Source organism: Chryseobacterium sp. FG46 (assembly GCF_057809135.1).
The window spans coordinates 18,120-39,799 of record NZ_JBMDJJ010000034.1 but is presented as its reverse complement, the minus strand read 5'-3'; the positions used below and the strand labels follow the sequence as shown (position 1 = coordinate 39,799).

Genomic DNA, 21,680 nt, shown 5'->3' with positions numbered 1-21,680 from the left:
GCAGGGAAATTTTTAGCCAGGATATCAGCTGCCGGGTTCCGTAATTCCACTCTCCCTTTTTAGCCAGGAACAGCACCGGGGGAATTCCTTTCCGGAGGATGGCCAGCTCACCCATTTTGGAACCACCGGAGCGCTTCCGGAATGACAACAACATTGGAAGATCTGCAGGGAAATTTTTAGCCAGGATATCAGCTGCCGGGTTCCGTAATTCCACTCTCCCTTTTTAGCCAGGAACAGCACCGGGGGAATTCCTTTCCGGAGGATGGCCAGCTCACCCATTTTGGAACCACCGGAGCGCTTCCGGAATGACAACAACATTGGAAGATCTGCAGGGAAATTTTTAGCCAGGATATCAGCTGCCGGGTTCCGTAATTCCACTCTCCCTTTTTAGCCAGGAACAGCACCGGGGGAATTCCTTTCCGGAGGATAGCCAGCTCACCCATTTTGGAACCACCGGAGCGCTTCCGGAACGACAACAACACCAGAAGACCTGCAGGGAATTTTTACTATAAACATTCCATTACTGGATAAAATAAAAGTCCGACTTTCGCCGGACTTATGTAGTAAATTTAAATTAAGATTTGTAAAATACTAAAAAGTATATTAAAAAATTAATTTACTCAAAAATACAATTAATTTTAATTAAAACAAAATATTACCTTTTATAAAAGAACAAAAGTTCCAGTAACTGTTTTTTCTGTAGTTACATTATTAGAATTAGTAGCTTCCATTTTAATCACAATATTGCTAAAGTTCATTCCACTTGGAAGATTACTAGCCATCAAGACCTCTGATATTGGTAAACCTTGCCCCTGAACTTCATATATATTTGTTCCATTGGCTACATTCTCATTTAAAACTCTCTGCCAGTGTGTAATAACATTTCCACTACCATTAACAATATCTAAATCTATTGTGTACTTCATCTTAGTAATAGTGGTACTTCCTCCTGATACTACTTTAAAAGTTCTGTTAAAGGTTTTATGATACACGCTAGCACTTCCAACTCCGATTATTGCATACACGCCAATTTCTGCACCTGCTCCACCTACAAATTGAAGTTGAGCTTCTACAGTAATATTAAATGATTTAACATCACTTTCATTGCCATATTCATCTTGAAACTGAATATTGTACGTATAGGTTCCTACTTCAACTGCATTGAAATTTAAATTGAATGCTCCGTTAGCTCCCAAAGCATATGTTGTATAAACATTATTAGTGTTTTGAATTCCATTTGTATTGTTGTTTGAAGAGGCACTAATCCATGTTTTATATTTTACAGATGTATTAGGAGTTACTGGAGTTTTTTTAACGATTCCTATTAAGCTCATCTGAGTATTTGGAATTACATTTAATGAATTAATATTCATTGACTCTACAACTATTTTCCGTGCTATAACATTTTGTTGAATATTATAGTTTTTTGCCACAGTTGCATTTTTAATATCATAATCTAATGCACCAGCTCCAACTTGGTTTGTTGACAATGTAACTGTAAAATTATTAATATTAGGTAGTGGGTAGTATTGTCCAGTTTGAGCAGCTACTCCATTTAATTTGATATCTCCATTATAACTATTAAATTTAATCTCATATCCGGTAGTTGGTTGGCCTGCTGATGGAACTATTTTCATAATATATGGTGTTGCATCACTTTGATAGATGTCCGCAGTTCCTCCAGTATAAGTATGAGTAAATTCTGAAATCCCATATTTTAATTCAAATTCTTCATCTTTTGTAAAGCCTTTAGAATTTTTCACCATTATTTTGATACTGTGGTCACCAGCAATATTACCTGTATACTCAAAAATATTATTTTTATTTGTAAACTGATATTCTTGGTTAGCTGTTAGGACTTGTCCATTTAATTTCAAAACCCCGTTTAAATTCGTAGTGAATTTAAAACTAGTCTGGATTTGATCAAAATTATATGATGGTTTAATATTGAATTTGAGCTGGTTAGTTTCTCCAACACCTTTTTCGATGAAATTATTATCACGTTCAATAGTAAATCCGAACTGAGCGCCATTCTCCCAATCACCATCTTCTTGGCAAGAATTGAATGTTAGACTTAAGCAAAATATTGTAAGTACTAAATAAATGAATTTTTTCATATATGTAATTTTTTTATTTGTTGTTATTTCCATAAAATTTTAGTTAATATAGAATCTTAAACCTCCGAATAGTGCATAATTCGATTTAGAAAATTTTGATTTCAAATCATAAAACTGCGAGTAATTTAGAAGTAAAGACATCCTACGAATTAAATAGATTTCAGCTTCTGCTGATCCTGATATACCATAAACAAATCCTTTTACATTATATGGAATTTCGGCATTGTATAGAGGATCTTTTTGATTTCCTTTATTTGCATTTTCATATGCTCCATAAACTCCAATAAATCCGTTTAACATAACTGGATATAGTCCCTCATATGAATAACCCGCATTGACATTTAATCCATATTTTTGATATGGTAAAACCTGACGATCAATATAGTCAACTTTATAATCTTGATAGAAAGCCTCTACTTTTCCAATAAAGCCTTTGTCACCAATAACTTTCATGTATCCTATTTTTGCCATATACCCTCCTTTTTTAAGGGAATCTGAATTTAACATATAACCATACTCAGCATGTATAGCGCTTTGATTTTTTCGTCTTCCCTGTGCTTGTGAAATAATGCTGAATAACAGCATACATACTACTAATAATCTTGTATTCATCATATTTTTATTTTGTACTATCGGCTTGTAAAATCCATTTTGGTTTAATTTCTAATGTAAGAGAACGTTCTCCATCTATTTCGTTCATTACAAAATGTAAAGTCTTATTTCCTGCAATTGTAAATTTGTCGAAAACATAAACTAATTTTTGTTTTGATTTCTTGTTAAAGCTTTCTGGCTGATTTGAAAAGATTGGCATAAATGTTTTTTCTTCTGTATCAATTAACTTTCCATTTCTTTCTACTGGAGCAGTAATGAAAATTGCACTTTCAATATCATAATTGATATTAGAACGGTTATCTACTTCTAGAAGAACATATATTTTACCCGCACCTGAATAAATTCCTTTCACAAATCCTTCAATCCCATTTACAAGTGTAGAGTTTCTGTTGTTTATCCAACCTTTTGAACTTAAAAGCTTCTCTGCAGTAAGTTCATATTTTGGCTTCTCTTCTTTTACTACAGTTTCTTCCACTTTAGGAGAAATTTCAATCGGTTTTGGCTCCTCTACTGCTACAGCTTGAACTGTATCTTCTTTCTTAACTTCAGCAGTATCCAAATTTTGTTTTGTAACTGGCTTTTTTACATAACTTTTCTTAACAGGTTTTTTTCTATGAACTTTCTTCTTTGTTTGTGAAAAACCTAAAAAACTAATAAGAAGAAAAGCGAAAACTAAATTCTTTTTCATATTATATTATTTTAAATTATTGATAAAACATTATTGTACATTCTATATTGCTTGTTAGTTGGATTTTATCTTCATTCTTTCTATTGCCTGAGCTAGTTGCTCTTCCAATTATTCCTCCTACAACTGGAATTCTTGAGACTTGACTTTGTGCTTCATCTCTAATTACATCTCCAGCTCCATTTCCATTATTATTTCCTCTGACTGGCAAGCCCTCACCTCCATCATAGCCTACTAACTTTGCGGTAATTGGTAGATTTTTGTTATTCACTTTCAATGAAACAAATCTTACAATCACTCGATTATCATCCACAATCGTGCTTCCAGTTATTACTTGCCCTCTTTTAGTCTGTTCTCCATTGATTGTTATGGGATCCAGGAGAACAAATGATAAGCTTCTTCCACTTGTTGCATAACCGGATGATATTAGTTTAGCTCTTATAGGTTTTGCCGTTTTAGCAGTTATTTCAGGTTTAGTAGTATTTGTATAAGATGGAGTATTAAATTGAGTTTCAAAATTGATATCATCAGCAACCTCTGTATTTTTATAGGTAGGCTGTGAAACAGGTTTTCTTTTTGTTCCCTGTGGTTTCGTAATTACATTTCCCAAATCACTATAGCCTACATTAGAACCACTTGGTATATCGTCTCCCCACATTGAAGAATTTCCATAGGTGCTATGTGAATTACTTGGTTTAGATATACTTGAATTCGATAGAGAGCTTTTTCTCATTTTCTCAAAATCAGCATCACTAAATCCAGCTTCTGTACTATTTGATGTTGTTGTATTAGTACTCGTATTAAAATTTAAAGCATCTTCAGTTTTACGAGCGTATGTAACTGAATCAGAGAATTTTTTTTCAAAAGCATCAATCTTGGTTCCATTTTCTAATGTACTATCTTTTGTTGTTGGAACTTCAAAGTTTAACCTTGATGCATCATCTCCCACCATTACTTCCTTGTCGTTTCTTGCATCACTTTCACTCTCAGGAGCAAACATGATATATAGTAAAATTGATGAAGCAATAATTGCAATACAAATAACCAAAGCACTTTTTACTTTTTTGTCCTTTATTAATTCTTGAAAGTTAATTGCCATTTTGTTGAGTATTTTGGTTTTGTAAATTATTCTGTCTATTAATAATAGAATCAGATTTAATAGTTCTATTATCCGTAATTGTCAGATTTACTTCTAATCCATGTGGGTTAGTTTGCATTACCCTGGGAACATCATACATTTCACCTTGGGTCCACAATCTTCTAACTTCAACTATATTAAATCTTCTGATAAATTGACGGCCATATGCTTTAAACTGGTATGGAATTTCATGAGAATTAATTTTAACTGAATCTACAACAGAAGAAATATCAAGATTATTTTGAACTACATTATTATACCACTGAGCTTCTTTATAAGTCTGGAATAATAGTCTTCCTTTTTCTCCCATTATATTTAATCCTTTATTCACCTGGCTTCTGTAATTTGTAGAGTTATAAGTGAAGAATGTATTATAGACAATTCTAATATTATTGTCAATTTCTACCTCTTTTTGACCCTCTATATCTTGTTTAAATGCGGTGGCTATACTACCTCCTTTGTCCATAACATAAATATTAGAAGTTGCGAGGGAGTAGAAGTAAAATAAGCATCCTACACTTAATAGAACCGTTAATAAAGAGAAGACAATCACAAATAACATTATTTTTCTTAACTTATTTGAAGATTCATCTGCTTGCTGAAAATATGCCCTAATAGTTTCTAATTTATTTTTTTCCATTTTTAATTTATCCTTTTAATGATTCTCCTGCTTTACTAGCTATTCCTCCTGCTCCTGATGCTCCTCCTGCAGCTGCGCCAGCTCCTCCTGTTAATGCTCCCGTTGCTGCTTGCCCTGCTGAACTTGCTGCAGAACCTACAGCACTTGTAGTCATCATAACCATTGTAGGTGCTGAAGAAAACATATCCCCTGTATTGCCACCTCCTAGCCAGTATCCTATTACAGATGGTACTTTAGAGAGTAAAACTAATTTTAAAATTGTTGTTGCTAATGCTGATATCACAAGAAATGTCATCTTCATTATTGTGTCAGGATCTGGAGCCATCATTATTTGAACATTTGGCAACTGAACATCTCCTACTTTATTTGCAATTTCAAGAAATATTTGATCTGAAACATAGATCATAATTGAACCAATAGGAATCCATAAATAAACTGATATATATGTTCTTAACCAATTGGTGAATGTTCCTTTAAATGTAGGGAAGAAGTATAATGCTAGGGCTACTATCCCTCCAATCCTTAATAGGTTAAGCCAGATATAAGAAAACGCATTAAACAACATTATTATCACAGTATTAAATACATGTGTACAGAACATTGTTATTTTCAGAATTAATATTTCAGGATTGTTCATGATATTAACAATAGTTGTTACTTTCTCTTTTATTTTTGAAAAATCAAAAAAAGAAGATTCCTGATCAGCAGCTGCAGGGGCTATAGGCTCCTCAACTCCACTGGAGGGAATAAGAGACCATTTTGCTATAATATCTCTATATGCTTCTGTACTTCGACTATCTTTGGGAGTAGCTGCCTGAAATTCTTTTTGAATAGCAAGTAAACCACTGTCTAATTGACTATTTATTTCTGTCCAGCTTAATAATAGTGCTGCATATATTAAAGGTGGTCCTAGAAGATCTGGTGTAATCTGTTCTTTACCTGAAAAAATCTTTCCAATTTTTGGAACAAAATAAAAAAGAAGAGCTAAAGTTCCAAGCGCTTTCATGCCTACCATTATTTTTCCTAATCCTCCAGATTGAAAGATTTTATTTACTATGGTTGAAACCTCAATGTTTTCAATTCCATAAGATGTAAGTAGAGTTAACATATTAATTTATTTAAGAACAGGTGTTCCATAGATTGATTTTTTTACCACCATTGTTGCATTCTTATCATATGCTTCAGCACCAATACTGTATATTCCTCCTCTTAGGCTATTTAATTTTGCATTTATTTCGTTTAGTAATTTTATTCTTTCATAAGATGAAAGCTTTAAAAAATCAGATTTCATTACACTTGAAAAAAAGTTTACTGTCTTTTGATTATTACTAACGATATTAGCTAATCTATTAAGAGCATTCTGTACATATACAGGATTAAGTTGTTTATATGACTGTAAGGCGTTAGATGTATTTCGGTAATCTGATACTACACCAACAGCATTTTTCTGAATATCTGTTATTACATTCAATGTTTTAATAGCATTATCTACTTTTTCTACAGTCTCTTTTATCCATTTTCCCTGGCTTTGTAACTGTTTTACAGTACTGGCAGCTTGTGCAATTGTCTTTGAATTTGATATGGCCTGCTCCTGATTTAACGCAGTAAGTAAACCTGCAACTCCAGGATCTTCAACTACCCATTGTGAATAAACTGAACTGCAAACGGACGTAAATATTATAAGAAATAGTTTTTTCATTTTGCGTGGATTTATTGTTAAACAAATATAATAAATTAATGTGAAATAATTACGGTTAAACACATATTTCTGTAATAATTTTAGTTTTATTAATTTCTACATCAATATAACTTTCTATAGTAGGTATCATTTCTTTTCTATGATGATCATAAAGCATATTAAAGGTCTTTAATTTTGCTTTATCACTTTCATAAATTGCTAAGCAAGGTTTAGATACTTCTAGCCTCATAATCTTTGCGTTTCGACTTCCTTTAGCTAACAAAAACTCAGTATAGGCCAAAGGGTCAGATGCAGTAGGTTTTGTATTATTTTTTATTGATAAAAGTTGGCTTATATCAGCAGTTGACATAGAAAGCTTTTCTTTTAAAATCGGAACGTCACCCAAAACTTCCCTGTGATCTAATATGTATTTAATTGCGGTATTACCCAGAATAGCTTTTTCATTTGTTAAGCCTAATGCAAATAAGTCAGTAATTTGCTGTATTGCTATACCAACAGATCCATCAAACTTTCTAATTGTTTTATAAAGATATTTTAGAAGAGAGACCATTCCTTTCTTTTCTAATACTTTCCAAGCTTCATCTACAAAGAATTCCTTTTCGGAATCATCTTTTTTCCACATTGTGTTAAAAATCAGATCTGAAATAATCATTCCGAAAATCGGAAAGAGAATAGGATGATCTTTGATGTTGTCTAGCTCGAATTCTACGTATTTCTTATTCTCAAAAACTTTTGGTTCTCCATTAGTAAATAGGTTTGAATATAAACCATCCGCATACTTTTCTAAGTTTAATACTAAAGAATCAATTTCAAAAAGATTAAATGTTTCTGTCTTGATAGACTCAGCATTTTCTCTTATATATTCGTAAAAACGAGGTAAAGAATTGTTATCTGTATTTCTAACCAGATAGGTTTTGTCTTCCTCCTCTTCAATTTTATTTTTTGTTTCTGGATGGAACTCTTCTGTTGGGGGAAGTTCTTTAGCATCATAAAATTTCATGATAATTTTTTCCAAAGCAGATCTTTGGTCATTTGAAAGGTCTTTATCAGTAAGCCAAATAAGACCTATGAAGTCTATCAAAAATTCTACTTTACCAGTATCAATTTTTTTATCAAATACCCAGAATGGATTTAAATCCAATGGTCTTCCCTTTTTATATTCAAAATAAAGAGTATCATCTGGGTACATTCTACATAATTTATCATCTCCTCCTACGTTGAGAACTACCGTTTGATTTTTGGGATTTTCTATATTTTGTCTTAATCTGCTTTTGGAAAGAAATGATTTACCCCCTCCGGATGGCGCTACAATAATGTAATTTCTATTTAATATTTCCTTAGATTCATAAGGCTTGTGAAATGTATCTACATATAATGGAATATTTGATAATCTGTCATTGAAAAGAGTACCTGATTCATCCGATTTGTAATTTGTTTCTGTTGTCAAATAGCAAAGAGAAATATCTAAATAACTTAGAAATGTTTCTTCCACTGGAAGCAAGGCTCCATTTCCTAAATGATTTGCCAGATATATATAATCTCTATCAAAATAAGAATTATTATAAGGTCTTATACCCATTTTGGAATAATACCCTGTAACTTTATTTGTGATCTTTTTCAAATCCTCTTTAGAATCAGCCCAGAAGACAAGATTAGTATGCATTCTAACAATTTTTACATTATCTTGCTCAACCCTATCCAGGAAAAAATTATTTTGATCGGCTAGTGTCTTATTTTTTCTGCTTAATAACCTGGTGCTGCTAAGTCTTTTATTATTAAGTTCTAAATCCTTTTTAACTTTAGCCTGATCTTCAATAAAAATAAATTGATTATAGATATGATCTTGTTTGAAATCCAAGGCTAAAGGATAACAGTAGGAACGAAAAAATTGAGATTGGTCAACAGATCTATCTCTATCAAGAACACAGTTGTTAAGAGTTCCATCCGGTTGTTGGCCATCTTCTCTTAAAGAAAAGATTTTTACATAGCTATCCCCTATCCTTAAATCTTCATCAGAGGATACATAATCTCCTATTTCATCCTTGAATAATGTATATTCATCTACTATTATTTCATAAATCTCCTCAGATGTAATAGCTTCACACTTTAGAATAGTAGATGCATTGATAACACTAACCGCATGTTCTACATGATTCATAAATGCTTCTATCTCTTCAAGACTAGCAACAGTATTTCTCTTAGAAAGAATACTTAGCCTATCATAATTCCGTCTTAATGTAGTAAGTTCCGGTTTAATAAAGGAAATAATACAGTCGTGATTCATATAAATACGACCTTTAAAATGCTCTGCAGTACTTTTTTGAAGATAAGTTTCTTTAGCAAGATTTTCTGAATTGTATATTTTTTGCTTAAAGATATCTTTCTTATGTACAATAGTCCCCTCTGGTAAAACCATTAACGCTTTTAGGAAATCGCTATGGATAAGATCAAATTCAGGTTCACCCATTGTAAAAATTTCAGGTAAATGGATTCGATAACAGACTGCTATATCCTTTGATCTATTTTTAACTACATTTCCATCAATTGCCGCAGTTTTATTAAACTGCGGAAAATGGTCATTCTTTTTTGGATTTTTAGTCACGGCTTACTTTTTAATATTAAATTAAATATTTAATTCACCATTATGTGAAATGTTGGTTGTCTCAAAAAAATATCAAATTTCAAAAACTCTATATTTTTACTTGGAAAGTTGTTTTAAAGAATTTTGTGTTTTTTATTTTTTAAGCGCTTCCTTTATCTCAGAAATACTAATTTTTGTGCCATTGAAGTTTTCAAAATATTTCTTCAAGAATTTAGATAAAAAATCATTTCCATGTTTTTTTTCCATTGCACTTAGGCCAAAATATGTAACCAAGATTATAGGGAGAAATATTAACAGAGTAATAAATCCCCTAGTAAATATTATTGTAATAATAATTTCAATAATGAGCAGCATAAAAGACTTAAGACTTAAGCCAAAATAGTTTGGCTCTTTCCCTATATTTTTTAAAACTGGAAAATTTTTCATTATTTAATAATCTCATCAATCAAAACAAATAATAATGCCGCAAATACTAGAGCTCCAATATAACTCATTAGAGCTTTCTTTCCTGATGAACCATCATCTGCCTGCATTTTTTGATATACTATTACTCCACCACCAATTGCAGCTAGACCAATGATTGATTTTGCAATTCTTCGAGCATTTTGGGTCCATTTTGAAATTTCTCCATTTACATCTGCAAAAAGTAGCCCAGGAGCTAATACTAATGCTACAATAAAAACACCTTTTGCTATTCTTAATGTTTTTTGGTACTTAAGATTTTTTTTCATGTTATATTTAATTTAAAATTTTAGTCTTCATTTTCAACAAGTTCATCAAATTCCATATTGAAATCTAAATGATTATCTACTATTTCTTTGGGTGAAATTATTTTTTCGGTAAAAATACTAGTTTTTTCTCTTTCATCCGTAATTATTTCATCTTTTTGGTCTGTATTTATTTCTTTGATTGTTGAAGTAACCTTATTAGGCTCAGATATATTGATCTCTTCATCATCTAGTTCATCAAATAAACTATTAGTATTCTCAGCATAAGAATTAGCAGTTTTGAATTTATTAAATTCATCTAGTAGGTCATCATCTTCATCACCAGATACCAATCGCTCTAATTGATTTGTTACTTTTTCATGCAAACTAGTATCAATAATTTTAAACAATTCCTGGCCAGGAGTTTCTTCCACCTCTTTTACAAAAGACAGTTCCTGTAAATCAGGAAACTTATCCATTTCTTCGTTAATACTTTCAAAATCCATTGATTCATCATCATCTTCGATAGCGGATCCAGTAATATTGATTTTATCAAATTCATTTGGTTTTTTTTCATCCTGTTCAGTAGTAACTTCTTCTACTTGTAATGAATTGATGTTTTTATATTTCCGGATAATTTTTTTTATCGCAGTTGATGAACTATCTATCTCAATACTTTGATTATTTCTAATATCAAAGGTTTGATTATTGTTATCAATTTTTTCTAAGGGTTTTTCTTCTTTTTTTTCTCTCTGCAAATTTGGGACCTCTTGTTTTTTTTCTCCTTTATTTAAATGACTTTTTATAAAGAAAAAGGTTCCTATTAGAGTCAACCCTATTATGACTAATATGACGGCCAGCATATTTTATATATTAAATTCGTCTTTATGTTTATTATAAAAATCAACAATTAAAGAACTTGCTATTTTATAACCAGCAACATCTGAAGCCAAGGACATAATTTTAAGATAACGATTGGCCTCATTTGAGACCTTTGTATTCGTTGTATCTCCATATTCAAGTTCGCTGTTTTTCTGCAGTACTTTTTTTACAGGAGCAGTAAATTTTATCAGAGGATCTGGTTTAACCTTAATTTCTTTTTTAGGTGACTGTTCTGCGGATCTATTTCTAGATTTATATTTATTGGATATATTGGAATTTACCTTAGCATCTTCAGCTTTTTGAGAATTATTTTCTGCTGAATTATTTTTAGAATCTTCCAAATTTTCAACACTATCACTAGCTGCTGTAGGCACATTTATAATATCCTCTATTTCAGAAGATTTCTTTTCAATTATATTTTCAGTCTCATCTACAAGTGATGAAGAAAGACTATTTAAATAACTGTGGTTTCCTTTGCCTTTAGGTTTGCCGTTTGACATAAATATAGTTTGTTTTAATTATTATTTGAATACTCTTCTGGAAATAATATTGACATTATCTCTTCAACAAATGGAATTGGACTTTTCGCCCTTGGTACACCTGTCACTAATTTTATTGTAGAAACGTCCATTTCCAGCTTTTTATTTTCATAAATATGATTGTCTAATTTTTTAACCCCTCTACTATCTAAGACTTTTTGAATAAAATCCCAAACTACTTTAGAGGTTGTTTCACTGTACATAAAAAAATATGCATAATAATCCTTTAATCTGGAAGAATTAGGATTTTCCTTTTGATGATTTTTAATTCCTCTCAAAACCTTTTCAAAATCAAAACCACTTTTAAAATTTTTCTCTTCGGCATAAAATGGTATAAAAATGTAATCTAAAATAAGGAGTATAAAAGAAATTTCTTTAAAATCAAGGGTTCCAGGAAAATCTATGAATATAATATCATACTTAGTTTGGAGATCTAAAATTTTTTCAATCACATTATCATCTTTGAATGAATATGTATATATTGGATAAAGTTCTTTTCCCTCTTCATCTAGTTTTTTTAAAACTTTTGCTTCTTTTCTTTGTGGAAGTAACATTTCTCCATCTAGTTCAGCAAGGCTCTGGATGTGCTTAATTTCATCTCTCCTTTTATTAGAGAGTGATTTTTGAATATCAAGATCTACAGCACATACTTTTTTATCATAATAATAATTAATGTATGTAGCAGCGAATGTTGTTGATGTAGTTTTACCAGAACCACCTTTTTGTGAGCTAAAAGCAACAATTTTGCCTAGTTTATTCATTTTATTTATGTTTAAAAATTACTTTAAAAATTGCAATGCAGAGATTAATAAAAATTGCGATACAGTTAAAGATAATTTTAACTGTAAGATGGAACATTAAAAAAATAGCTCTATCCATAATATATGCATTTTTGGTGTTAAGATATAAAGATACTTATATATTAAAATATTTAGATATTAAGATACAAGTGATTTTATATACAAATATATAAAAATATTTAGACATTCAAACATTAATATATAAATAAATAAATAATTTAATAAATTAATATATACATATCTTTATATATATAGATATAAAGATATTTAATTCTTTTAGTTTTGTTCAAACAGATATTAATTTCTTTAGACATTAATATCTTTATTTAGTCATTTATATAATATCCTGCAGATATTAATATCTTTATGTATTAATGTTTTAGAATAGTTGTTTTATTTACTTAAAAGATATTTATATCTAAATATCTAAATTTATTTTTGCTTTATCAGATTTAAAAATTTAATAAATGTCTAAAGATATTTATATATTTTTTAGTACTTTTGTGTTTAAACATAGCAAGGTGTGTTTTTGTCGGACAAAAACCTCCTTGCTCTGCGAGACAAGTTGAATAATATGCTCGTTCCAGTCGCATATTTTGTATTGTAAATATTGATTTTTTTATGAAAAATAAAGGAGGAAGACCTAAAGTTATTGAAGAAAAACTGCTTAGAAATAAACGGATTGATTGTAGGTTAACTGAAGAGGAATATAATCTACTATTAAAAAAAATTCCTGTTGGTGTTACTATTTCCGATGGAGTGAGAACTTTACTTTTGTCAAATAAAAGCAGCACATTTCATGCTGTTGATTTTAATAAATATCTTTTCGAAATAAATAAAATTGGTATTAATATTAATCAAATTTCAAAAAATATTAATACATATGGTGCAATTGATGAGGCTGGTATTTACAGTTTGAAGAATCAGATCAAGGCAATTAATTCTCATTTTGAACTCGTAATTTCATCAATTAACAATAAAGATTAAAGGTTTTGATTGCAAATATTTCACATACAGAAACGGTTAAACCATTGATAGAATACAATGAAAAGAAAGTAGAAAAGGGTGAAGCGGAGAGAATATTTTACAACGGTTTTGATTCTGATGCTTCAAAAGAAAGCGTGATTTCTCACTTTGTAGTTCATACACGAGAGAGCAAAAGAAAAGACAAAAACATGCATATTTCTTTAAATTTTCCGGTTGAAGATTTAAAGAAAATTGATAATGATTTATTATCAAATATATCTAAAGAATATCTTAAAGAGCTTGGATTTCCTGAGGATCATCCTCTTATTATATATAGACATTTTGATTCTTTTCAACCACATATTCATATCGTAACTCCAAAAATTATTTCAGGAAAAACTATTATAAATGATTCTAATTTGTTCTTAAGATCTCAAAAAATAACAAGGACTTTGGAGGAAAAATATGAACTAAAGGTGGTGAGTAGCTTAAAAAATAAGATTATAACAATTCCTGATAATATACTTGTTGATGGTGCTATTGAAGATACATTAGATAAGAGGAAAAGATATTCATATGCTGTTGATTATATATTGAAACATTTTCATCCAACGACAATGGAAGAATATAATGATCAGTTAAATAGAGTTGGGTTAGAAGTGATTTCTAATAATTACATAGATAAAAATAATGTAATAAAAATTGGCATTAAATATAAAGCCAAAGGAATTGGGGATCTTCCATTAAATAGTTCAGCACTTTATTCTAATCCAGGACAAAAAAAACTAGATAAAGTTTTTTTAAGAAATTTAAAATTCCGGAAAAAAAGAGAGGGGGAGATAAAAGATTTTATAGAGAATCGTATTTTTTCAAAATACAAAACAATAACACATGATATATTTATCGCAGAAATGAATAAGATAGATATTGAGGTGTCATTTACTCTAAAGAATGGAATACCTGCAGCATATAGATTTTATGATAAAAGAGAGGGGTTATTTATTAAACCATCTGATATCGCTAGATCATTGAGTTATGGAAATGTTAAAGAAAAGTTCTCCGAGAAAACAGTTAGAGATTACAAGTATCATAATGCAACATTAGTTTTTGTATTAGAGAAAAAATATAAAGAATTGTATCCTGAGAAAACTAAAGAAATTAATCCACAGCACTATATAATGTTTATGGCTCTAAATGGAATGATTCCGGATGTTCAAGGAGGAAAATTACGCTTTAATCATTATTTAAATAAAAATCCTAAAGATATTGAGTACTCAGAACCTGTTAAAATTCAATTAAACAAAATTGATTTTTCGGAAGTCTCAAGTTTAGTACATGCTAAGGATTATAAAAGTAAAGTTTGGAAGTTTCAGCAATACCTTAGAAATGATGAGAAAACTAATATCAATAATGAAGATAATAAAACAGAATCTTTAAGTGAGAAGCTTAATAAAACGGTAGACCAGTTATTGACATTGTTTGACAAGAAACCTGAAATAAAAAAAACAGTAAAAGGTCAAAAAAACAAAATTTAAATATGAAATAATGACGGTTAGAATATTTGAATACATAATTATTTCATATATTTGATACTGTAAAAAATTTATTATGAGTAACTTAAAAGAAAAACTACAAGAAATTGAAGATTTAAATTTATTAAGTCTAAAAGACTGGTTAGAAATTTTTTCGTCTAATGAATTATCAATAGAGGATATAGAAGAAAATTATTCACCATTCATGGGTGTAATTCAGGAATATTTCATTGAAGATAATGCCTTTAATGGATTTTCAGACGAAGAGGGTGGGGAAATTAATTTTACTGAAATTGCAAAGTCACCTGGTGAAAGACTGGCATTGATAGAAAAAGTTATTGATCTAAACAGAAGATTAATTGACGATAAAAAGGCGCAAAAAATTAACTCTGATAAAGAATTGATTTTAAGGTCTCAAATTGAACTATTGCTAAAGGATCCTGAGCAGAAAGAAAGATATGATTTTATTTCTTTTATGCAGGAGGGAAGTGAAGTTTTTGGAATTGTAAGAGAGCAGATTGATTATTCTGGAAAAAACTTCTCTAGCATTATCCCTTTTTTTAAGACCGATAATGAAAATACAGACTTGTTAAAATTGCTTAGAAACCAAGAATCAATTTTAATTCCAACCGAAAAAATTATAAAATCATTACCCCAGGAGCAGGGAATGCAAGTTTGGAAAGATTTAATAAAGAAAGAAGAGGTAAATCCAGAACTAGAAATTGGCTCAAAAATAAAAGATATTATATCTCCTAAAGTAGAAAAAGCTTTAACCCAAAATAATTTTTCTTTAAAAAAACTATTTGATGACTCTTTACGCGAGACTCAAAGCATTCTAAAAGGAGCTGGAAGAAATGCAACTTTTGAAGACTGCTTTAACGAAATTTTTGTTTGTATTAAAAAGTCTGAAAGCTTTAAAATGAAAAAGATTTCATCTGCTGTATACAAGATGTTTCAGCCTATATTGGAGGATGAGAGCAAATCATTACAACAAAGAATGAATGCAATGATTAATGTTATTAATGATGAAAAGAAAATGGAAGATCTGAAGTTTATTGATGATTTTTCCCATAAGTTTAAGCATGGAGAATTAACTGATGAAGATATAATCGGGCTTATAAAAAAGTATGAAGATAATAAAGATATAAGCATATCAAATATTGTATCAGAATTTGTAGAAACAAAAAAACAAGAGATTAAACTCAACGGAATTGGGACAACTGATGTTGAAAACAAATTAAGTTTTCACTTAGAAAAAATTAATGTAAAAGATATTATTTCTTTTGAAGATAATGGACGTTTTTATAAAGGAAGAGTATTAGAAAACAATGATGGTATTTTGAAGATCCAAGTTGGAGAAAAAGAAAAAATCACTACAGAAGATAAAAGTGTAAAATTATTCAAAGGTCAGAAGTTTACACATACTGAAATTATTGCTGCTTTTGAAAAGAGTAATATTCAGTTAAAATTTGAGGAACTTTCTAACGAGAGCAAGTTAAATTTACTTAAGGGGGATTTCTCCCAGCTAATAACTTCAACAGTTATTAAAGACGATCAAAATGGTTTTAAAAAGTCTGAACAGCATGACTTTAAACTATGCGTTAAATATGATGAAAATAAAAAGGCAGTTTTAAAACCAGTTTATAAAAAGCAGGATTTTAACTTAGATGAATTCACATATAAAAATCAAAAACTAAATGAAGATCAAAAGAAAGATCTGCTTGACCAAAAAATAATTTTATTTGAAGTTGTCGATAAAGATGGCAATTTGCAATTTAAAACAGATATGAAGTATGATCCTCAATTAAATGATATTTTATATAATTCTAATAAAGGAGAGAATTATGCAAAGAGTTTGAAAGAGGGATATACAAAGCAATTTACAGCTACAACAACTATCATAGACAAAGGTTCATCAGGAATTAAAATATAAAAGATATATAAATATTAATTTATTTATATTTTAATATATACACAAATCATAAATATTATTAACATGGAAAATTTTAATTTAACCGCACATGTTGCAAACTCGAATAATGATCAAACTGATCACTTAAGAATTTCTGGAACATTCGAGAATATTGAACTACAGTTAAAAGAACTAGCTGTTTTAGCTAGTACCAATAGTGATAAAGGAATTATAGGAAATATTTCTTTCTATGGACCTAATGGGAAAATTGTAGAGGTAATGGAATATACTTCTACCGAAAGCTACCTAAATGCATTAAGAAATGAACTGGATTCTAACATTGGTGGTTTTACTCACGAAACAATACTGAGGGATCCCGAGCTTTTAAAGAAAGTAGATGATTTAATTTTTGATGCTTCAGGAGTAGATAATCCAAACTCATTAGAAACGTATATAGATAAAGTGAAAGAGGAGGGGTTAGATTTTAAACAAAGCGATAAGAAAAAATTGCATTTTACAATTACTAATGAAAAAGGAAAAGAGATTATAGGTAATGTATATCCTGCTGCATTGTCAGGTAATATAATAGAACTTAAGAGGTTTTATAAAGTTCCAATAGGAACAGATGAACTTTGGGCAGAGCAAAAAAAATGGGAAAGAGAATTGTCTAAACGTACAGAATTAAGTGACGGATTAACGAATACAGGAATTGATGAAAAGCATGCTCATTATTATCGTACTTATTATGCTGCTTATCAAAAAGAATTGGAAGAAAAAAATGAATTCTTTGAATCTATAGATTTATTTAATAATATAGAATTAATTCCTACTGAACTGAAAAAAACTGTTGAATATTGGTCTAAAGCTTTAGAAGATGGGCATGATGGGGAACTTTTCACTATGTGTGAGCAGTTTAAGAGAGACTGTGAAGAGAAAGGTTATACTTTAGAGTATGGGATGGATGCAAATCCCTATTTTCTTAGACCAATAAGTATTAAAGAACAGTTAGAACTTCAACAAAAAATTCAGGATCTTCCAGGGGAGCAGAAAAATCTTTTCATGGATTCAAATAAAGAAAAACTTAAATCTCATAATATGGAAAATACAGAAAATCCTAAAGGTAAAGAAGAATTAATTCAAGTACTTAATGCTTATTATCAAAATGAAGAAAACCCAGAGCCAATGTGGAATTTCAATCATGAAGCAGGGCAAAAAGTGCTTGATTTCTGCATTGAAACTCAGAATAATAAAGAAGTTTTTGAAGCGGTTTTAGATTTTTATACGGTGATAGTTTCCCCTGCTGTAGAGCCTGATGTAAGAGATTATGATTTAGAAGTCTTAGGTGATGAAGAATTATATAATAAACATGTTGCATCATATAATATTGAGAGTGAAAATTTTGATATAGCATATAAAAACGCTATGAACGAACTTAATAGATTAGGTGTTTCAGAAATTGATCTTCCAATTGATGGAGATAGGGAAATAGATGGTATACGTACTCTAAAAAAAGATTTGGAAACTCAATTTTCTCATCTGGTTCCTACAGTATCAAGGGATATTAACGAAAAAAAAAATAATTCAGCAGAATTAGAAATTGGGAAACTAGCTATTGTTAACAATCAAGATGATTACTTTAAAGGTCAGATTGTTAATATAAATGATGATAGAGTTGTGCTTAAAAGTCTAGAGGGATTAGAGAAAAATTTTCATAAAGATGAGATTTATCAATTCTTTCCTGGACAAAAATATGATAGGACTGAAATTGAAGCTTTATTTAAAATTAAACCAGCAGGTCTAAATTTCTCAGATTTAAATAAAAGTGATCTAACTAGATTAATGAGAGGAGAACTTACAAATACTGTCTTTACAGGAGTGAGTAATAAAGAGGGAAAGAAAGTTGAATATTCATTTAAAATGAGACCTGAGTATTCAAAAACAGAAAAAAAATTAACATTAAAACCGCATTTTAAAAATTCCGAATTAGAAATGCCTACTAAGGTCTTCGGAGTAGAATTAAATGAAGAACAAAAAATGATAGCCACACAAGGGAAATCACTAATAATAGATGGTATTAGTAAAGATGAAAAACCATTTAGTGTAAAAGTTCACTACGATCAAGAATTAAATTCATTTATAGCTGATAAGTTTATCAAAAAGACTGAAACTACAAAGGTAGAAGAAGAGATGAAACAAAAATATAAAGGACCAAAAATTTAATATTAATAATTACCAACCATTAAAACAAAATATTATGGCTTATTCATTAACATTAACAGGACATTTAGTTGCAGACGCAACTTACAAGCAATTAAACGGTGAAAGATCACCAATTAATTTTACTGTAGCGATTAATTTCCCAAACAAAAAAAATCCAGAATACAAAAAATGTGTTTATTGGATTCAAAGCAAAGAAAATCCGGAAATTGTCAACCGTTTGAAAAAAGGAGAGGGGGTTACTGTATTTTGTAATTATTGTGATACTAGTTCATATGAATCTGAAAATGGAACACAATATACAACCCTGGAATATGTAGATAAATTAGTTCTGCATAAAACCAAAGATTCTGCAACAGATTCTAATGTCCCGGATAATCCGGATGATAGTACAGAGGATATAAAAGAAAATTAAATCCTTAAAACTATTTAATTCAAAATGATAATAAAGCATTCATGCTTTATTATCATTTTTTCTAAAACAATAAAATGACAAAAATTATATATGAAAGTAGTTCTTGCAGAAAAGCCCAGTGTTGCTAAGTCTATAGCAGAAACCATTGGAGCAAATGAAAGGAAAAATGGTTATTTTGAGGGAAATGGATATCAGGTAACCTGGGCGTTTGGCCATCTTGTTATGCTGTCTTCACCGGAAGAAGTTTTGGGAAGAAAAATTGAAAATGACGATTTACCATTTTTACCAACAGAAATCCCATTAAAGATTAAAGAAGATAAAGAGGGTACTGCTAAAAAACAGTATCAAATTATAAAAAAGCTTTTTAATGAAAGTTCAGAGATTATTTGTGCAACCGATGCAGGGAGAGAGGGTGAGCTTATTTTTAGACTGATTTATGAACATTCTAAATGTAAAAAGCCTTTTAAAAGACTTTGGATATCATCTGTTAATTCTGATGTAATTAAAAATGGTTTTAATAATCTAATAGATGGAAGAGATAAAGATGGATTATATATTGGTGGGAAGCTAAGACAAATAGCAGATTGGTATTTAGGATTTAATTCATCTATAGCAATGACAAAAAACAATGGTTTTCTCCTAAGAATAGGTAGAGTTAAAACTCCAACTTTATTCCTGGTTGTTAAGAGGTTTATGGAAAACAAAGGGTTTAGGCCACAGCCATATTTTGTTCCTAAAGTAACTGTATCAACAGAAAAGGGTAATGTTATTGCTACATACCAGGAAAGAGTTATTGATAAAAATAAAGGAGAAGAAATTATCAAAAACGCAATTAACCAAAAAACGATTAGGTTAGAAACTATAGATAAAAAAGAAAAGTCTACAGCTCCTCCCGCATTATTTAATCTTGCAGAATTGCAAAAAAAATGTAACAAATCCTATGGATATACTGCAGATGAAACTTTAAGTACTTTGCAAGTTTTATATGAAGCTGGCCATGTTACTTATCCGAGAACGGATAGTAGATTCTTAAATGAAGAAATGAAAACTGAGGTATTTGAATTAATTGAACAAATAGGTGGAGTATTTAACTGTCAAGACTTTACAGTCCCATTATTATTGGATAAAAATATGAAGCCTTTTAATAATGAAAAAGTAACTGATCATCATGCGATCATTCCTACTTCAAAAATTCCAATATTAACTCACCTAGATGAAAAGAAAAAAAATGTTTACTTAACCATTCTATCTTCTTTCCTACAGGCTTTCTCATCAAAAGAATTAAAAAATGTTACTGTATATACTTTTTTTATAGATGGAATTCAAGATCCTTTTCAAGCCAGGGGAGCAGTAGTTGTTAATAAAGGGTTTACTATATTCAAAGACTTTTTGTCAGATAAAATACTGAAAATAGAGGAAGAAGAAAATGAGAATGATGAAGAAGATAAACAGCTGCCAGCTTTGGAAGTCGGAAATTACCAAATAAAAGATGCTGTTATTGTGGAGTCACAAACTACTCCACCACCTTTATTAAATGATGCCTCATTAATAACATTGATGGAAACTTGCGGGAAAGATATAGAGAATGAAGATCTTAAAGATGCCTTAAAAGGAAAAGGAATTGGAACATCAGCAACAAGAGGGGGAATTATAAAAGAATTGGTAGATGGCGAATACATCGAGAGAAAAGGAAAAATTCTAGTTCCTACAAAATTAGGTTTTGAAATTGTTAAGGCTTTAAATGGACAAAAAATTTTGTCTGCAGAATTAACAGGCGAGTGGGAAAATGCAATATCAAATATTGAGTTGGGAAAAGGAAATGTAGAAGAGTTTGAACAAAGCATTAAGAAGTTTGCTTATGAGATCACAGAGCAGATAAAAGGGAGTCCAAAATTGGGGTTTAATCCTAATGAGACTTCGCAAAATTGCCCTAAATGTAAATCTAATAAATTATACCAAAATAAGTTCTTTTATTATTGTGTTGATGAAAATATTTGTCAGTATAAATTGTACAAGAATTTTAGAGGACAACAGATCACAGAAAAGCGATTAACAGAACTTTTAACAAAAGGAATTTCTCCAAATGCGAAATGTAAAACGCAAGAGAAAAAGACCTATACTATAGATCTTATTTTCAATAGGGAAACTTTTCAAATTGAGACTCAGCAATCAAAATCAAATTCGGGATATGGAAAGAAAAAATTTAATAAAAAATAA

General features: G+C 30.0%; 20 protein-coding genes. 6 read left to right on the top strand and 14 right to left on the bottom strand.

Annotated features, from left to right (window positions below):
- The 14 genes from ACODR7_RS19160 to ACODR7_RS19095 all read right to left on the bottom strand — a co-directional run.
- On the bottom strand, positions 1 to 214 hold a 214-nt coding region (locus ACODR7_RS19160), incomplete at its 3' end, for a hypothetical protein (protein ID WP_488841585.1).
- A 448-nt stretch (positions 215 to 662) separates the two neighbouring features.
- Positions 663 to 2,117 carry a TraQ conjugal transfer family protein gene (locus tag ACODR7_RS19155; protein WP_488841583.1) on the bottom strand — a complete coding sequence of 485 codons (1,455 nt, stop codon included), beginning with the start codon at positions 2,115 to 2,117 and terminating at the stop codon, positions 663 to 665.
- Positions 2,118 to 2,156: 39 nt separating this feature from the next.
- A complete protein-coding gene (locus tag ACODR7_RS19150) occupies positions 2,157 to 2,732 on the bottom strand; it encodes a hypothetical protein (protein WP_488841581.1) in 576 nt (191 codons plus the stop codon).
- Between the two features lie 4 nt (positions 2,733 to 2,736).
- On the bottom strand, positions 2,737 to 3,417 hold the full coding sequence (locus ACODR7_RS19145; RefSeq protein ID WP_488841579.1) for a DUF4138 domain-containing protein: 681 nt from the start codon (positions 3,415 to 3,417) through the stop codon (positions 2,737 to 2,739).
- A 16-nt stretch (positions 3,418 to 3,433) separates the two neighbouring features.
- Complete coding sequence (gene traM / locus ACODR7_RS19140) at positions 3,434 to 4,513, bottom strand: conjugative transposon protein TraM (protein ID WP_488841577.1); 1,080 nt, start codon at positions 4,511 to 4,513, stop codon at positions 3,434 to 3,436.
- Positions 4,503 to 5,192: a hypothetical protein gene (locus ACODR7_RS19135; RefSeq protein ID WP_488841575.1), complete on the bottom strand. Its 690-nt coding sequence runs from the start codon at positions 5,190 to 5,192 to the stop codon at positions 4,503 to 4,505. The genes traM and ACODR7_RS19135 overlap by 11 nt, the downstream gene beginning before the upstream one ends.
- Before the next feature lie 7 nt (positions 5,193 to 5,199).
- The gene (locus ACODR7_RS19130) at positions 5,200 to 6,300 is read right to left on the bottom strand and encodes a TraJ family protein (protein WP_488841573.1); all 1,101 of its coding nucleotides are present in this window, start codon (positions 6,298 to 6,300) and stop codon (positions 5,200 to 5,202) included.
- A gap of 6 nt (positions 6,301 to 6,306) precedes the next feature.
- Entirely contained in the window at positions 6,307 to 6,891 is a 585-nt protein-coding gene (locus ACODR7_RS19125; protein WP_488841571.1) for a hypothetical protein, read from the bottom strand.
- A 55-nt stretch (positions 6,892 to 6,946) separates the two neighbouring features.
- Positions 6,947 to 9,493 carry a TraG family conjugative transposon ATPase gene (locus ACODR7_RS19120; RefSeq protein WP_488841569.1) on the bottom strand — a complete coding sequence of 849 codons (2,547 nt, stop codon included), beginning with the start codon at positions 9,491 to 9,493 and terminating at the stop codon, positions 6,947 to 6,949.
- A gap of 132 nt (positions 9,494 to 9,625) precedes the next feature.
- The gene (locus ACODR7_RS19115; RefSeq protein ID WP_488841567.1) at positions 9,626 to 9,919 is read right to left on the bottom strand and encodes a hypothetical protein; all 294 of its coding nucleotides are present in this window, start codon (positions 9,917 to 9,919) and stop codon (positions 9,626 to 9,628) included.
- Complete coding sequence (locus ACODR7_RS19110) at positions 9,919 to 10,224, bottom strand: hypothetical protein (protein WP_488841565.1); 306 nt, start codon at positions 10,222 to 10,224, stop codon at positions 9,919 to 9,921. The genes ACODR7_RS19115 and ACODR7_RS19110 overlap by 1 nt, the downstream gene beginning before the upstream one ends.
- A 20-nt stretch (positions 10,225 to 10,244) precedes the next feature.
- On the bottom strand, positions 10,245 to 11,063 hold the full coding sequence (locus ACODR7_RS19105; protein WP_488841563.1) for a hypothetical protein: 819 nt from the start codon (positions 11,061 to 11,063) through the stop codon (positions 10,245 to 10,247).
- Between the two features lie 3 nt (positions 11,064 to 11,066).
- Positions 11,067 to 11,582, bottom strand: a complete 516-nt coding sequence (locus tag ACODR7_RS19100; protein WP_488841561.1) for a hypothetical protein — start codon at positions 11,580 to 11,582, stop codon at positions 11,067 to 11,069.
- A 14-nt stretch (positions 11,583 to 11,596) separates the two neighbouring features.
- Entirely contained in the window at positions 11,597 to 12,382 is a 786-nt protein-coding gene (locus ACODR7_RS19095) for a ParA family protein (RefSeq protein WP_488841559.1), read from the bottom strand.
- A 660-nt stretch (positions 12,383 to 13,042) separates the two neighbouring features.
- Between ACODR7_RS19095 and mobC the strand changes: the two genes are divergently transcribed.
- The 6 genes from mobC to ACODR7_RS19065 all read left to right on the top strand — a co-directional run bounded on the left by mobC (position 13,043) and on the right by ACODR7_RS19065 (position 21,680).
- Complete coding sequence (mobC, locus tag ACODR7_RS19090) at positions 13,043 to 13,408, top strand: plasmid mobilization relaxosome protein MobC (RefSeq protein ID WP_488841557.1); 366 nt, start codon at positions 13,043 to 13,045, stop codon at positions 13,406 to 13,408.
- 5 nt (positions 13,409 to 13,413) lie between these two features.
- Entirely contained in the window at positions 13,414 to 14,922 is a 1,509-nt protein-coding gene (locus tag ACODR7_RS19085) for a relaxase/mobilization nuclease domain-containing protein (RefSeq protein WP_488841555.1), read from the top strand.
- Between the two features lie 73 nt (positions 14,923 to 14,995).
- Positions 14,996 to 16,852, top strand: a complete 1,857-nt coding sequence (locus ACODR7_RS19080; protein ID WP_488841553.1) for a hypothetical protein — start codon at positions 14,996 to 14,998, stop codon at positions 16,850 to 16,852.
- A 63-nt stretch (positions 16,853 to 16,915) separates the two neighbouring features.
- The gene (locus ACODR7_RS19075; RefSeq protein ID WP_488841551.1) at positions 16,916 to 19,051 is read left to right on the top strand and encodes a hypothetical protein; all 2,136 of its coding nucleotides are present in this window, start codon (positions 16,916 to 16,918) and stop codon (positions 19,049 to 19,051) included.
- Positions 19,052 to 19,085: 34 nt separating this feature from the next.
- The gene (locus ACODR7_RS19070) at positions 19,086 to 19,463 is read left to right on the top strand and encodes a single-stranded DNA-binding protein (RefSeq protein WP_488841549.1); all 378 of its coding nucleotides are present in this window, start codon (positions 19,086 to 19,088) and stop codon (positions 19,461 to 19,463) included.
- Positions 19,464 to 19,553: 90 nt separating this feature from the next.
- Positions 19,554 to 21,680 (top strand): DNA topoisomerase, encoded by a 2,127-nt coding sequence (locus ACODR7_RS19065; RefSeq protein WP_488841548.1) that lies wholly within the window; start codon positions 19,554 to 19,556, stop codon positions 21,678 to 21,680.

Coding starts and splice junctions, on each gene's coding strand:
- ACODR7_RS19155 (WP_488841583.1), bottom strand. CDS start 2,117: ATGAAAAAATTCATTTATTTAGTACTTACAATATTTTGCTTAAGTCTA.
- ACODR7_RS19150 (WP_488841581.1), bottom strand. CDS start 2,732: ATGATGAATACAAGATTATTAGTAGTATGTATGCTGTTATTCAGCATT.
- ACODR7_RS19145 (WP_488841579.1), bottom strand. CDS start 3,417: ATGAAAAAGAATTTAGTTTTCGCTTTTCTTCTTATTAGTTTTTTAGGT.
- traM (WP_488841577.1), bottom strand. CDS start 4,513: ATGGCAATTAACTTTCAAGAATTAATAAAGGACAAAAAAGTAAAAAGT.
- ACODR7_RS19135 (WP_488841575.1), bottom strand. CDS start 5,192: ATGGAAAAAAATAAATTAGAAACTATTAGGGCATATTTTCAGCAAGCA.
- ACODR7_RS19130 (WP_488841573.1), bottom strand. CDS start 6,300: ATGTTAACTCTACTTACATCTTATGGAATTGAAAACATTGAGGTTTCA.
- ACODR7_RS19125 (WP_488841571.1), bottom strand. CDS start 6,891: ATGAAAAAACTATTTCTTATAATATTTACGTCCGTTTGCAGTTCAGTT.
- ACODR7_RS19115 (WP_488841567.1), bottom strand. CDS start 9,919: ATGAAAAATTTTCCAGTTTTAAAAAATATAGGGAAAGAGCCAAACTAT.
- ACODR7_RS19110 (WP_488841565.1), bottom strand. CDS start 10,224: ATGAAAAAAAATCTTAAGTACCAAAAAACATTAAGAATAGCAAAAGGT.
- ACODR7_RS19105 (WP_488841563.1), bottom strand. CDS start 11,063: ATGCTGGCCGTCATATTAGTCATAATAGGGTTGACTCTAATAGGAACC.
- ACODR7_RS19100 (WP_488841561.1), bottom strand. CDS start 11,582: ATGTCAAACGGCAAACCTAAAGGCAAAGGAAACCACAGTTATTTAAAT.
- ACODR7_RS19095 (WP_488841559.1), bottom strand. CDS start 12,382: ATGAATAAACTAGGCAAAATTGTTGCTTTTAGCTCACAAAAAGGTGGT.
- mobC (WP_488841557.1), top strand. CDS start 13,043: ATGAAAAATAAAGGAGGAAGACCTAAAGTTATTGAAGAAAAACTGCTT.
- ACODR7_RS19080 (WP_488841553.1), top strand. CDS start 14,996: ATGAGTAACTTAAAAGAAAAACTACAAGAAATTGAAGATTTAAATTTA.
- ACODR7_RS19075 (WP_488841551.1), top strand. CDS start 16,916: ATGGAAAATTTTAATTTAACCGCACATGTTGCAAACTCGAATAATGAT.
- ACODR7_RS19070 (WP_488841549.1), top strand. CDS start 19,086: ATGGCTTATTCATTAACATTAACAGGACATTTAGTTGCAGACGCAACT.
- ACODR7_RS19065 (WP_488841548.1), top strand. CDS start 19,554: ATGAAAGTAGTTCTTGCAGAAAAGCCCAGTGTTGCTAAGTCTATAGCA.